Origin of the sequence: Azoarcus taiwanensis (assembly GCF_012910885.1) — a bacterium.
Classification (GTDB): domain Bacteria; phylum Pseudomonadota; class Gammaproteobacteria; order Burkholderiales; family Rhodocyclaceae; genus Azoarcus_F; species Azoarcus_F taiwanensis.
Genome location: NZ_WTVM01000003.1, coordinates 19,750 through 33,712, shown reverse-complemented (window position 1 = coordinate 33,712; position 13,963 = coordinate 19,750). Strand labels below are relative to the sequence as shown.

General features: G+C 62.5%; 11 protein-coding genes. 4 read left to right on the top strand and 7 right to left on the bottom strand.

What is annotated here, in order from left to right; translation table 11 throughout:
- The first annotated feature begins 10 nt into the window (after nucleotides 1-10).
- The 3 genes from GPA21_RS00910 (at nucleotide 11) to GPA21_RS00900 (ending at nucleotide 5,314) form a co-directional block, all read left to right on the top strand.
- Complete coding sequence (locus GPA21_RS00910; protein ID WP_168986329.1) at nucleotides 11-1,468, top strand: TrkH family potassium uptake protein; 1,458 nt, start codon at nucleotides 11-13, stop codon at nucleotides 1,466-1,468.
- A 99-nt stretch (nucleotides 1,469-1,567) separates the two neighbouring features.
- Nucleotides 1,568-2,638, top strand: a complete 1,071-nt coding sequence (gene hemE / locus GPA21_RS00905) for a uroporphyrinogen decarboxylase (RefSeq protein ID WP_168986328.1) — start codon at nucleotides 1,568-1,570, stop codon at nucleotides 2,636-2,638.
- A 459-nt stretch (nucleotides 2,639-3,097) separates the two neighbouring features.
- Entirely contained in the window at nucleotides 3,098-5,314 is a 2,217-nt protein-coding gene (locus GPA21_RS00900) for a primosomal protein N' (protein WP_339379861.1), read from the top strand.
- A gap of 1 nt (nucleotide 5,315) precedes the next feature.
- Here the strand turns inward: GPA21_RS00900 and GPA21_RS00895 are convergent, their stop codons facing one another.
- From GPA21_RS00895 to GPA21_RS00875, 5 genes are all read right to left on the bottom strand, one after another.
- A complete protein-coding gene (locus tag GPA21_RS00895; RefSeq protein WP_168986327.1) occupies nucleotides 5,316-5,996 on the bottom strand; it encodes an MOSC domain-containing protein in 681 nt (226 codons plus the stop codon).
- A gap of 48 nt (nucleotides 5,997-6,044) precedes the next feature.
- Nucleotides 6,045-6,725: a DUF6498-containing protein gene (locus GPA21_RS00890; protein ID WP_168986326.1), complete on the bottom strand. Its 681-nt coding sequence runs from the start codon at nucleotides 6,723-6,725 to the stop codon at nucleotides 6,045-6,047.
- Between the two features lie 213 nt (nucleotides 6,726-6,938).
- The gene (gene can, locus GPA21_RS00885) at nucleotides 6,939-7,595 is read right to left on the bottom strand and encodes a carbonate dehydratase (RefSeq protein WP_422614196.1); all 657 of its coding nucleotides are present in this window, start codon (nucleotides 7,593-7,595) and stop codon (nucleotides 6,939-6,941) included.
- A 296-nt stretch (nucleotides 7,596-7,891) separates the two neighbouring features.
- Nucleotides 7,892-8,617, bottom strand: coding sequence for a uracil-DNA glycosylase family protein (locus GPA21_RS00880; RefSeq protein WP_168986325.1), 726 nt, complete (start codon nucleotides 8,615-8,617; stop codon nucleotides 7,892-7,894).
- The gene (locus GPA21_RS00875; protein WP_246261661.1) at nucleotides 8,614-11,412 is read right to left on the bottom strand and encodes an EAL domain-containing protein; all 2,799 of its coding nucleotides are present in this window, start codon (nucleotides 11,410-11,412) and stop codon (nucleotides 8,614-8,616) included. Before GPA21_RS00875 ends, GPA21_RS00880 begins: the two co-directional genes overlap by 4 nt.
- Nucleotides 11,413-11,704: 292 nt before the next feature.
- On the opposite strand from GPA21_RS00875, the gene GPA21_RS00870 reads away from it, so the two are divergent.
- Nucleotides 11,705-12,022 carry a hypothetical protein gene (locus tag GPA21_RS00870; RefSeq protein WP_168986324.1) on the top strand — a complete coding sequence of 106 codons (318 nt, stop codon included), beginning with the start codon at nucleotides 11,705-11,707 and terminating at the stop codon, nucleotides 12,020-12,022.
- 72 nt (nucleotides 12,023-12,094) lie between these two features.
- Here the strand turns inward: GPA21_RS00870 and metW are convergent, their stop codons facing one another.
- Together metW and metX are read right to left on the bottom strand one after the other, a co-directional pair.
- Nucleotides 12,095-12,694, bottom strand: coding sequence for a methionine biosynthesis protein MetW (gene metW, locus GPA21_RS00865; protein WP_168986323.1), 600 nt, complete (start codon nucleotides 12,692-12,694; stop codon nucleotides 12,095-12,097).
- A gap of 5 nt (nucleotides 12,695-12,699) precedes the next feature.
- Complete coding sequence (gene metX / locus GPA21_RS00860) at nucleotides 12,700-13,827, bottom strand: homoserine O-succinyltransferase MetX (RefSeq protein WP_168986322.1); 1,128 nt, start codon at nucleotides 13,825-13,827, stop codon at nucleotides 12,700-12,702.
- Between the last annotated feature and the right edge of the window lie 136 nt (nucleotides 13,828-13,963).

The following is a 13,963-nucleotide window of genomic DNA, read 5'->3' as shown; positions in this document are numbered from 1 at the left end:
TAGCGACCGCATGCGCAGCTACTACCCGGTTCTCAATGCCATGGGCCTGATCATCATGATCTTCGGCCTGCTCATGGGTTTTCCGATCGCGATCTCCTACTATCTCGGGGATGGCGCGCACATCGCGTTCGATACTGCCTTGCTGGTGACTTTCGGCAGTGGCTTGTCGCTGTGGTTGCTCACCCGGGGAAAACGGCGCGATCTGCGTGTGCCGGACGGTTTTCTGCTGGTCGCCGCGAGCTGGATAATGCTGCCGCTATTCGGCGCGATTCCGCTGTTGAGCTTCATCCCCGATCTCACCTTCACCTACGCGTATTTCGAGGCCGTGTCAGGTCTGACCGCCACTGGCGCGACCGTGCTGAGCGGCCTTGACGACCTGCCGGTGTCGATCAACGTATGGCGCACCTTCATGCACTGGATCGGCGGCATGGGGGTCATCGTGCTGGTGGTGGCGATCCTGCCGCTGCTCGGCATCGGTGGGCGCCAGCTGTTCAAGGCCGAGGTGCCGACGCCGATGAAGGAGTCGAGTCTCACGCCGCGGATCACTGAGACGGCGAAGGGCCTGTGGATTACCTACATCCTGCTCACCGTGGCCTGCGGTGTCTGCCTGTGGCTGGCCGGGCTGTCTGGCTGGGACGCTTTGATCCATGCGTTTACCGTGGCGGGTCTCGGTGGCTTCTCGAGCAAGGAAGCTTCGCTTGGCCACTTCAACAACATCCAGGTCGAGATGGTCGTGATTTTCTTCGCACTGCTTGCGGCGATGAACTATGCGACCCACTATCTCGCGTTGGTACGGCGAAGTCCGCGACCCTACATGCGCGACCCGGAGATTCCGATCTTCCTGGGGGTGCTTGGCGTCAGCGTGCTTCTGCTTACTGCCTACCTGACCCAGTATCAGGCGCACAGTGACCTGGCCATGACCTTGCGCTATGTTTCGTTTCATGTCGTTTCCATCTCGACCTCGCTCGGGCTGTCAACTTACGATTACACGCTGTGGCCGATGTTTGCCCAGTTGTGGATACTGTTTCTCGGCAGCTTCATTGCCTGTTCCGGATCCACCGGCGGTGGCATCAAGATGATGCGTGCGATGATTCTGTACAAGCAGGTTTTCCGGGAAATCGTGCGCTCGCTCCACCCCAACGCGGTTCATCCGGTGAGACTCGGTAACCAGCGAGTCTCGGACGATATTCTGCACGCCGTGCTCGGCTTCGGTTTCATGTACATGGTGTCCATCGTCAGCCTGACTTTGGTGTTGTCGCTGTCCGGGCTCGACATCGTGACCGCGTTCTCGGCGGTCGTAGCGTGCATCAACAACACAGGTCCCGGCCTCGGTGCGGTGGGGCCGGCGTCCAACTACGCCGGGCTAAACGAGTTCCAGATCTGGACGCTGTCGTTCACGATGATTCTCGGCCGCCTCGAAATCTTCACCCTGCTCGTCGTGCTTACGCCGGTCTTCTGGCGTCGCTGATTGCAGGGAATCTGCGCCGCCTTGATCCAGAGGGTCGGCAGCAGCACGGAAAACCGGGATAATCGGCAAGTTAGCCAAAAGAAACCGAGGAAGTCTTCCGTGAGCCGTCTCGTCAACGACACCTTTCTGCGCGCATTGCTGCGTGAACCTACAGAACATACACCGATCTGGCTGATGCGCCAGGCAGGCCGATATCTGCCCGAGTACTGCGAGACGCGCCGCCGCGCCGGCAGCTTTCTCGACCTGTGCAAGAACAAGGACCTGGCCTGCGAGGTCACGCTGCAGCCGCTCGCGCGCTACGATCTCGATGCCGCAATCCTGTTCTCGGACATCCTCACGGTGCCGGATGCAATGGGTCTCGGTCTGTACTTCGCCGAAGGTGAGGGACCGCGCTTCGAGCGTCCGCTCAAGGACGAGTGGGAAATCCGCAATCTCACCGCACCGGACCCGCACGCCGAACTTCAATACGTCATGGATGCGGTGTCCGAAATTCGCCGCGCGCTCGACGGCAGCGTACCCCTGATCGGCTTTTCGGGCAGCCCGTGGACGCTCGCCTGCTACATGGTCGAGGGCGGTTCGTCGTCCGACTACCGCAAGGTCAAGAGTCTCGCCTACAGCCGGCCGGACCTCATGCACCACATCCTGACGGTGACCGCCGATGCGGTGACCGCTTACCTCAACGCCCAGATCCAATCAGGCGCCCAGGCCGCGATGGTGTTCGACTCCTGGGGTGGCGTCCTCTCGGAAGAGGCATATCACACCTTCTCTCTGCCTTATCTGAAACGCGTGGTTGACGGTCTCATTCGCGAAAACGACGGACGGCGAGTACCGAGTATCGTGTTCACCAAGGGTGGCGGTCTGTGGCTCGAGCGCATCGCCGACATCGGTGCCGACGCGGTCGGACTGGACTGGACCATGGACATCGGCCGCGCGCGTGCGCTGGTAGGTGAGCGGGTTGCGCTGCAGGGCAACCTCGACCCCAATGTGCTGTTTGCTCCGCCCGAGGTGGTCGCTGCCGAGGCACGCAAGGTGCTCGATTCCTTCGGTAACCATCCGGGCCATGTCTTCAATCTGGGGCACGGCATTTCCCAGTTCACGCCGCCGGAGTCGGTCTCGGTGCTGGTCGACACGGTCCATGAACACAGTCGGGCCCTGCGCGCCGGAGCCTGACCGCACGAGCCGGAAGACTGTTGCGATGGGTGGGAAGAATCCCGTTTTCGCACCCATCGTGGCGTCATATGTCAAGGCAAAAAAATGTGCGAAGGGGCTTGACTTATACACATCCCGACGTTCCATCGTGGTTTCTGGCCAAGAATCGCTGCGCCGCAGCACGGATTTTCCAAGGCATTGATTAATAACGTTGTTTACGTTGCTCATTGTTAAGGCAAAGTGACAAAAATGCTTGTCTGACGGCGCTTTGGGTCGGTTTTCAGCATGGTTTCCACACACTTATCCACAGGTTCTGTGGAAAAGGCCACAAGCTCTTCAGGGGCAGTCATTTAGCAGCGCAATTGCGGTTTGCGCTGAGAAAGTGCCCGCAACTCCATGATTTGACGTCATTTGTCGTAGCCATGGTTTTTCCGGTCCGAGCGGCGCTATCGTCAAGTGCATGAAATCTGGCGTTTATTTGTGACAACGACATTGCCTGCGGCCTCGATCGATTCACAACATCGGCTACTTCGTGTCGCTTTGCCGGTACCCTTGCCGCGTCTGTTCGACTATCTTTGCGATGATGCTGGTCCTGGCGATATCGGTCGTTGCGTCCGGGTGCCTTTCGGTCGGGGCGAGAAGACCGGCGTCGTCGTCGCCCTGCCCGAGACGAGTGACGTAGCTGCCGGCCGTCTGAAGCCGGTGATCCAGGTCCAGCGTGAAGTTGCGGCCTTGCCGGATGACTGGCTCGAGCTCGTGGCCTTCGTCTCCCGTTACTACCATGCGCCGATTGGCGAGGTGATCGCGCTCGCGCTGCCGCCGGGGCTCCGCCGGGCTGACGCGGTGGCCGCTGAGGATGAGGACCCGTTCATCGACCTCACCGAGCAGGGTGAAGCGGCGCTCGCCGATCGCCGTCGGGACAGTCGCAGCCTTCGCCTGCTGATCCAACTCCGTGAAGCGGGCGTGCAGCGGCGCAGTCAGGTGCGTGAGCTACCCGATGGCCAGGCTTTTGCCGAGACCCTGCGCAGGGGCTGGCTCGGCGTCGTCCCGGCGCCGGAGCGTGCCGACGCCGGTGCTTCGCGCTCTGCGCCGCCCCTCACCGTGGAACAGCGCGCCGCGGTCGAGGCGATCGCTGAAAGCGACGAGGGCTTCGCCTGTTGGCTGTTGCAGGGAGTCACCGGGAGTGGCAAGACCGAGGTCTATCTGCAGCTTGCCACCGCGGCGCTTGCCCGCGGCGAGCAAGTGCTCATGCTGGTGCCCGAGATAGCGCTCACGCCCCAACTGGAGTCCCGCGTCGCCGGGCGCTTCCCGGCGGCGTCGGTGGTCAGTCTGCATTCGGCGCAGGCAGAGGGCGCACGCTCGCGCGGCTTCATGCACGCGCTCGAAGGACGTGCAGACATCGTGCTTGGCACTCGCCTATCGGTATTCACACCGCTTCCCCGTCTGGGCCTGATTCTCGTGGACGAGGAGCATGACGCCTCCTACAAGCAGCAGGAGGGCGTGCGCTATTCGGCACGAGACGTCGCTGTGTGGCGCGCGAGGCAGCGCCAGGTGCCGGTCGTGCTGGGCTCGGCCACGCCCTCTCTCGAGAGTTGGCAGCATGCGCGACAGGGGCGCTATCGTGCCTTGCAGCTTCGCTTGCGGGCGCGCGCCGAAGCCCTGCCCCGGGTGCGCTGCATCGATACCCGCCGGCTGCGACTGGACGAGGGACTGAGTCCTGCGCTCCTTGCTGCGCTGGGCGATCGACTGACTCGCGGCGAGCAAAGCCTGGTCTTTCTCAACAGACGGGGTTACGCGCCTGTACTCTCCTGTCCTTCCTGCGGCTGGATCAGCCATTGCCCGCATTGCTCGGCCAACCTCGTGGTTCATCTCGCCGACCGTCGCCTGCGTTGTCATCATTGCGGCTGTGATGCCGCGATCCCACATGCCTGCCCGAGTTGTGGAAACCAGGACATCCAGCCTTTCGGCCGCGGCACCCAGCGCATCGAGGCGCGCCTGGCCGAGCTCTTCCCGGAAGCCCGAGTGTTGCGCATCGACCGAGACTCCGCCCGCACACGACGCCAGTGGGAGTCCTTGCTGGCAAGGATTGCTGCGGGCGAGGCAGACATCCTGGTTGGCACGCAGATGATGGCCAAGGGGCACGATTTTCCGCAACTCACGCTGGTGGGTGTGATCGGGGCCGACGCCTCCTTGCACGCCGCGGATTTCCGCGCCCCGGAGCGCTTGTTCCAGCAGCTGATGCAGGTCGGCGGTCGCGCTGGACGCGCGCACCTGCCCGGTGAGGTCCTGATTCAGACGGAGTATCCGGAGCATCCGCTGTATCGCTGCCTGGTCGGACACGACTTCGACCGTTTCGCGTCGAGCGAGCTCGATGCACGCGAGGAAGCCGGCTTTCCACCCTTCTCGTTTCAGGTCATGCTGCGTGCCGATGCGCCTCGGTTGGACGACGCGCTGGACTTTCTGCGTCATGCACAACGCCTCGCCCAAGCACATCCGCCCGACACGCTCAGGGTCTTTGACCCGGTGCCGATGCGAATGACCCGTCTGGCGCGGCGCGAGCGCGCACAGCTGCTCGTGGAAGCGGATGCGCGCGCGCCACTCCAGCGTTTCGTCACCGAATGGGTCGAGTTGCTGCGTGCTCAGCGGATACCGCGAGAGCTGCGCTGGCAGGTGGACGTCGACCCGCTGGAGGTTTGACCTATCCGTTCTCTCGCAGCCAGCGGGCACGCTCGGCGTGACGGGCGGCCTTGTCAGCGGCCAGCCCCGGAGCGGCGGCGATCGCGACGAGCACTGCGGGATCGGGTCGGTGCGTGGTCACGCTACGCCAGTAGTGGGCGAGCGTCAGCCACGGTGACGGTCGCTCGAGCAGTTCCAGCGTGTCTCCGGGTCCGATCGCGCCGGGCTCGAGCACACGGTAATACCACCCTGTGATGCCCTGCTCGAAGACAAAGGCAGCGGCACGGGCGATGTCCAGGCGGTGGTTGATCTTCCAGCAGGGTTGGCGTGGCTGGCTGACCTGTAGCACGGCAGTGCCTGCCCGCAGGGTGTCACCAATGCAAATGTCGATCTCGGTCAGACCTCGGGTGCTGATGTTCTCGCCGAGCACACCGGGGATAGCGAGTCCCTCGATTGCCGGCCACTTCGCACGAAGCGTGCCGTAGTGCTCCGCCGGATAGTGATGCACTGCCTTGTCGGGACCGCCATGGTGACGCAGATCGCCCTGCTGGTCGCCGGCGAGGCCTGACGCCGATACGGTCACCGGCACTTGCACCGCCTCCTTGAAAATGCCGCTCATCTGCCCCTCGGGCGGCAAAGGCGTCAGCTTTCCGATGAATACCTGGTCGAGAGGAGTTGGAGCGAACGCGGTGAGGGAGGTCATTGCCTGATCCAGAGTAAGTGCAAACTTGGCCGACGTGGTGTTGCGAACCTACAGCGCCTTGACGGCCTGCAGCCAACGATGCTCGACGCGGTGCATGGCGATGTCGGCAGCGGTCTTGAGGGCAGCGAAAAAGACCAGTGCCAGCCCGCCCCCCAGTACGGCGCCGAAGATGATCGTCAGATGCATCGGGATGATGCGCAGATACGGCAGGAACATCAACGAGCCGATGTTGGGCTTGCGCGCGAGATCCGCCTGCACGTGCTCGCGGTGAGAGGCGCGATGGCTGAGCCAGAAGCCGATGCCTAGCGCGAGGTAGATGAGCAGATCCAGGCCGTCTGTCTGTCCGATGTGCAGCATGCTGACCTCGCCGGTGCTCGTATTGGTGACCGCCAGATTACCGCTGGCGTCCGAGCCCGCAGCGAAGGCCGACAGGAAGAACAGATAGAAGAGGTGGAAGATGCCGTAGTGCAGCGCGAAAAAGTTCGCGGTCTGTTTGCGGGTTTCGGGTGTCGGGGCGACTGGCCGGTTATTCACCTTGAAGCCCTCGGTGCAGAAGTCCTGCAGCATGAGCATTCGGCGGCGGGCGTAGAAGCCGATGATCACGCTCTGGATCCAGTAGGGCCACAACAGCTGGCCCAGCCCCCAGCCGAAGAGCAGAGCGGCGGCAATGGTGGCGATGTTCGCCGCGAGAATCGCGTGCAGGCTGCGATCATGGGCCAGCGTCGTCATCCGCATGCTCCGGCGGGCTGCAGCCATGGGGTGCCAACGACACCCGAGCAGACCGCTTCGCGCCACAAGTGCGGAACATGGCCATGAGGACGCATGATTCGGGACGGACCACGGTCGTCGGCAAGTGCGATGATCCCGACCCAGGTGTTTCCGAAGTCTATGCCGATACGCATGGTTTCCTGTCTCTGGCGAAACTGCGCGGGAGCGGCTGCGTCAGGCCCTTTCGCGCAGGCAGCGGCTGCCGGCGTCGAGATAGAGTTCGATTGCTTCGTCGCGACAACCGGCGCTCACCTCAAGATCACGAATGATGCCATCGGCGAGATCGTAGCACCAACCGTGAACGGTGACCTTCTGCCCCCTCTCCCACGCTTCACGCAGCACCGAGGTCTGGCACACGTTCACTACCTGTTGCATCACGTTGAGCTCGCACATGCGATCAAGCCTGTGTTTGGGGTCGTCGATGGTACCGAGCATGTCCCGATGGCGGTCACGAACGTCCTGCACATGGCGCAACCAGTTGTCTATCAGTCCAATCCGGTTGTCATTGAGTGCGGCTTGTACGCCGCCGCAACCGTAATGGCCGACGATCAGGATATGCTTTACGCGCAGGGCGTCGACCGCGTACTGGATGACTGACAAGGCATTGAGATCGGTATGCACGATCTGGTTGGCGACGTTGCGATGAACGAACACTTCGCCAGGTGCGAGCCCCACGATCTGGTTTGCCGGAACTCGGCTGTCCGAGCAGCCGATCCAGAGGTATTCCGGGCTCTGCTGGTTGAGCAAACGGGTGAAGAAGTCGGGGTCTTCCTCGCATTTCTGCTGAGCCCACCTGCGATTGTTCTCGAATAGCTGGTCCACGACATCCATCAGGTCTCTCCTTGCGGAACGTCAGCGAGACGCCCTTGCATGCATAATTATGAATTATAACGGCTCCGGAGCGAGGGCGGAAAGTTCGCGTCTCCTCCCACGACATACTCGGAGGTCGGGCTGGAATCCTGAACCGCAGCGATCGCGGGCCGCATCCTGCGGTCTGATGAATGCTGGCTAGCGGAGCAGGCACATCGTCGGACCCCACGACACAACCGATGGCGCGCCTGACGCTGACGATTGCCGGGGATGCGCGCATGCTGCCCCTGCAAAAGCTCTGGGTGCGAACGGTCGATTCAGTCGGTCCACACTCCCATTTCAAGCAGTTGCCGGGTTGCTGCAGCCGCCCAGCCACGGTTCGCCGCCGGGCTCGCCGGACTGGGGTGCAGTATCCGGCCGAGCCGGATGTCTCGACCGGCAAGAGCGAGTGCAGCACGCTGTTCGGCCCAGGCGCCCACTCCGATGACCCAGTCTGGCTCGAGGACGTCGCAGAGTCGTTGCAGATGGATGTCGCAGGCCTCGAGCAGTGGCCGGGTTTCGTGGGCGGGGAGCTTGTCCGGCGTCAGATTGCGCCCGCCGTCGAGAAACACCAGCGGGCAGTAATTGGCGACAAAGTGCTCGGCGAAGAATGCCTCCGGAGTGCCGAAACGCTCGCTAAACAGCCCCCACAGCCGCCGTCCAGATACTTCCGAACGGCTGCAGTCGAAACCTTCGACCGGGCGTTTCGGGCTCTCGCGGTCGGGCTTGCCCACCGGCCCGGCGAGACCGAGCCAGTCGCGTACCATCGCAATTTCGCCGAACGGCACGCCGGTCTGAGTCATTCCGAAGGGGCCGGGGTTCATGCCGATGAAGACCACCCGGCGACGTCCGTCCGCATACCGGGCGAGGTAGGCTTCATGAATGGTCCGTGCGTAGTCGAGCGGGTTGTAGACATGGCTGACCGGTGGCGCGAAGTCCAGGCGGTCGACGGTGTCGGCGAGCGTGCGCGCCGCCGCAATAAGTTCTCGGGCGTACTCTTTCATGGCGCAGGATTATCGCGCAGGAAGCGTTCGACTGCTGCGGCCGGCAAGGGTCGGCACAGATGATAGCCCTGGAGTTCATCACAGCCGAGGTGCGTCAGGCGTTCAAGCTGGGTGGCGCTTTCGACGCCCTCAGCGACGACGCGCAGGCCGAGGTTGTGGGCGAGTGATACCGCCGCGCCGACGATGGCGGCGTCGTTGGCATCGTGCTCGATGTCGGAGACGAAGGAGCGGTCGATCTTGAGCCGGTCGAGTGGGAACAGCTTCAAATACGAGAGTGAGGAGTAGCCGGTGCCGAAGTCGTCGATCGACAGCGATGCTCCGGACGCTTTCAGGGCATCCAGTACCGCGATGGCCTGGGTCGGCTCCTCCATGACACTGCTTTCGGTGATCTCGAACTCTATCGCACCCGCTCCGAGCCCGTGCTGCTTCATCAGCTGCTCGACACGCAGCGGCAAACCCTTGTCGCGCAATTGCCTGGCCGAAAGATTGATCGCGATGCGGAGTGACTCGAGGCCGCCGGCATGCCACTTCTCAAGTTGCCGACAAGCCTCGGCGATGACCCAGTCGCCGATCTGGACGATCATGCCGGTTTCCTCGGCGAGTGGTATGAACTCTCCGGGCGACACCAGCTCGCCGTCAATCGTTCGCCAGCGCAACAAGGCCTCCACGGCGCAAACCGCCATGACGTCGCCCTGCGGCTCGAAGAGCGGCTGATACCAGAGTTCGAATTCTTCGCTGGCTACCGCTTTGCGCAGTTTCGCCTCGAGTTGGAACCGTTCGGTCACCGCGCGGTTGAGCTGTTCGGTGAAGAACTGGAAATTGGCCCGACCAAGCGCCTTCGCGTGGTACATCGCGGCGTCGGCGTTGCGAAGCAGCGTGTCGGGTGTCTCGCCATCGCACGGGAACATGCTGATGCCGATCGACGGTATCGCGTGCAGTTCGAGTTCCCCGACCGAGTAGGGTGCCGACAGACGTCCCATCAACTGGCCGGCCACATGTGCGGCATCACTGACGCTACCGACGTCCTGCACGACAACGACGAACTCGTCGCCGCCGAGGCGCGCAACGGTATCCGAGGCCCGCACAGCCTCTGTCAGCCGCTTGCCGACCTCGACGAGAAGCGCGTCTCCATGGTGATGACCAAGCGAGTCGTTGATGTTCTTGAAACGGTCGAGATCGAGAAAGAGCACCGCCAGCGCATTCCCCTTGCGTCGCGCATCGGCCAGCGATTGCTCGAGTCGGGCTTGCAGCGAAAAGCGGTTGGCGAGCCCGGTGAGCACGTCGTGGTGGGCAAGGTGTGCGATATCCGCTTCCTGCCGCTTGCGTTCGGTGATGTCGATGAAGATCGCGACGAAATGGGTGATCGACCCATCGTCCCGGTCCCGCACCGCGACCATGGTCAGCGCTCGGGGATAGCGGCTGCCGTCGGCACGCACGCCGACGGTTTCGCCGGAAAAGCTGCCGCCGCCTTCGACAATGGCCCACGCATCGTCGGCCAGTGCACTTTCCGACGGGTCGTCCGACGGGTCGAAATGCTTGTCGAGCACCGATTCCAGCTCCTGCCCGGTAATCGTCGTGAAAGCCGGGTTGGCCGAAACGATGCGCTTGTCCGGTGACAGGATCACGATCGCTTCGGGTGTGTTCTCGAACACCTTGTCGGCAAGAATCTGGCGTGCTTCTGCTCTCCGCAGCTCGGTGATGTCGTTGTAGATGGTCACGAAGCTGCCGTCGGGCAGGGGCTGCCCACGGATGTGGATGACGCGTCCGTCGGGTCTTACCCGCTCGAAACTGTGGGGCTGCGGGTCGCGCGCGCGCTCGGTGAGCTGGCGCACGATCTCGTCCGGATCGCCTTCACCGTATTCGCCTCGTCTGGCGTTGTATTCGAAAAAGTCGATCAGTGTCGTGCTCTGGTCTGCAAAGAGCTCGTCCGGCAGGCCGAGTACTGCCTTGAGCTCCTCGTTGTAGGCGAGCAGACGGAAGTCCTTGTCGAAGAGGGATACGCCGCAAGGGATGTTCTCGATGATCGACGCCAGGATCTGGTTCTGGCGCTCGATTTCGCGCTCAATCTTCTTGCGCTCGGTAATGTCGGTGTAGGTGGTGATGAAGCCGGCTATCCGGCCGTCTATGAACATTGGCTCGCCGATCACCAGATGGGTCCGCCCGTTCGGGCGGGTACGCTCGAAGCTGTGAGCCTCGAAGCGCAACGCGAGCTCGCGGCGCTGACGAACCAGCTCGCCCGGATCGCCGGGGCCGTACTCGCCACGCGTGGCGGGCACCATGATGAGGTCCTCGAAGCGAACGTCCGGTACCACGATTTCGTGGGGCAGGGCAAGAACTTCGATGGCGCTGTCGTTCCAGTATTTCAGACGCAAGGTTTCGTCGAATACCGTGATCCCCTGCGGGAGGTGCGCCAGAATGCCCTTGAGGTAGCCGCCCTGTTTCTGATACTCGTCTTCGAGCGCGCTCAGTTCCGTAACGTTCTTGCACACGCCGATGAAACGTGTCGGTGGTTTGCAGCCATTTTGCTCGGGTGCGACCACGATCTCGAGGCAGCGTGCGCTGCCGGAAACAGGTGTCAGGCGAAGCTCGCCACCCTCGCCCCGACCCCTGGCGAACTCGGCCAGCTTCCCGGGTTCTGCGAAACACGCGAGCAGAGCTTCGGCGCTGGCGGGCACATCCGGCCCGATGCCAAGCAGTATCCGCAAACCGGGCGACCAGGTCATTTCGCCCGTCAGGCAATCCACCGTCCAGCTGCCGATACCCGCGAGCTCTTCGATCAGCGTTTCATGCGCCATATGATCAGAGGATGACTACGATTGACCCAGATTCACGTGTCGGCTCCGACACGTGCCGTGGCGGCGATACAACCCGGAACCCGCGCGTTCGGGAGAACGTGTGCCTGTGAGTGGCCGCAGTCTGCCAAGTCCCTGTATCCTTGCCCCATGTGTGCCTACTAATGCGCAGGGCTGTTATCCGCTAGATCATGCGCCCTGACCGAGCGCCACCGGCCACGACTTGCCAGTTCGAGCTACGGCGCCGAAAATGGCACGATACTACAAAAGTTGAATCACAATCGAGGAGCTGACCATGAGTTATACCATCACCGTTTCGTTCGGTGCTGAGCGTGAGTATGAGATTCCCCTGCACGACGCCGAAGTCACGGCAATGAGCAAGGATCAGGCGCGTGCCTGGCTGGCCAAGGAGTTCGAGGACCTGGAATGCACGCCCACCAACCCGATGGGCAAGGTGCTGGTCCTCGACATGGTGCTGAACGTCGCCAAGTACGGTGGCGAGGAACGCTTCGAAGCTGGTGGAGAATGGTCCAAGGCGTTCGCATTGGCAGTTGCGTCTGCCCTGCAGCGTCCGGCGATACGCGTCGACGTAGCCAACTTCGTGGTCGGCTGACAAGGGATCAGGCACCCTGCTCGAGCACGGGCGGGTGCAACGCGGGCCGGCAATTGCCGGCCTAGTCTTGTGTCAGGCGCCGATGTTGTGGCGTTTGCCCAGACGATATACCGCCACGCTGGCGAGGAAGTTCGGCTCGTCGGTGACCTGCTGGCCTTCGTCGAACGCGAGACGCTCGCGTACCTCGATGCCGTTCAGCTCGCACAACGCCTCGAAATCAGCGATCGTGAAGAAGCGGACGTTGGGCGTGTTGAACCACTGGTGCGGCAGGCTTTCCGACACCGGCATCCGTCCGTTAAGAATGCTCTGGCGGTGTCGCCAGTAACCGAAGTTCGGAAAACTCACCACCGCTTCGCGTCCGACCCGCAGCATCTCGGCGAGAATGCCCTGAGTGTTGTGGATGGCTTGCAGCGACAGGCTCATGATGACGTGGTCGAAGAAGCCGTCTTCGAAGCCGGCCAGGCCCTTCTCTAGGTCGACCTGGATCACGTTGATGCCGTTGCCGATGCAGGCGGTCAGGTTGTCGATGTCGTTCTCCACCCCGTATCCCTGCACGTTGCGCACGCTCATCAGATGGCGTAGCAGCGAGCCGTCGCCGCAGGCGAGGTCGAGCACTTTCTCCCCGGGTTCGATCCACCGGGCGATCACGTCGAAGTCATAGCGATACATCATGGCGTTTACGTCCTGATCCGGTCGAAGTAGCTGCGCAGCACCGAGTGGTAATGCACGTCGTCGAGCAGGAACGAGTCATGACCTGCGGCACAGTCGATCTCGGCGTAGCTGACGTTGCGGCGGTTGTGCAGCAGGGCATAGACCAGCTCCTGGCTGCGCGACGGCGAGAAGCGCCAGTCGGTCGTAAACGAGACCACCAGAAAATCGGCTCTCGAGCGTGCGAGTGCAGCGGGCAGATTGCCGCCATGCTCGAAGGCGGGGTCGAAGTAATCCAGGGCCTTGGTGGTCAGCAGGTAGGTGTTGGCGTCGAAGAAACCGGCAAACTTGTCGCCCTGATAACGCAGGTAGGATTCGATCTCGAACTCGACGTCGAAGCTGTACAAGGCTTTGCCATGACGCAGGCTGCGACCGAATTTCTCGGCCAGCGAATCATCCGACAGATAGGTGATGTGGCCGATCATGCGCGCAAGCTTCAGGCCGTTACGCGGCACCACGCCGTGTTCGTAGTAGTGCCCGCCGTGAAAGTCGGGGTCGCTGAGAATGGCTTGTCGCGCGACCTCGTTGAACGCGATGTTCTGTGTGCTGAGTTTGGGTGCCGAGGCAATCGCTACGACGTTGGCCACCCGGTCCGGGTACTGCAGTGACCACGACACCGCCTGCATGCCGCCGAGGCTGCCGCCGACGACCGCGGCGAAGCGCTCGATGCCCAGCATGTCCGCAAGCCGGGCCTGGGCGGTCACCCAATCCTCGACGGTGACGAAGGGGAAATCCGCGCCCCAGTGACGGCCGGTCGCCGGGTTGATCGAGCGGGGCCCGGTCGTGCCGTGGCAGCCGCCGAGATTGTTCACGCCGATGACGAAGAAACGGCGCGTATCGAGCGGCTTGCCGGGGCCGATCAGGTTGTCCCACCAGCCGACGTTCGATGGTTCGTCTGCATAGTGGCCGGCGACATGATGCGAGCCGGACAGCGCGTGACATACCAGCACCGCATTGCTGCGATCGGCGTTGAGTTCGCCGTAGGTCTCGTAGACCAGTTCATACTCGTCGAGCGTGCCCCCGCTCTTCAACGCCAGCGGGGCGCTGAACCGGGCGGTTCGGGCTTCGACGACACCGACGGATTGAGGTTGGATCATTTTGTGCGCACGTAAACTGAAAAACCCAGCCGGCTGAAAAACGCGGACTGGGTCGCCCTCGCTTTAGCCGGATTTATTGAGCGCCCGCAAGCTGTGGTTCAAATCGGCGCTATGTCGTCAAGTTAGCGTTTGGAAG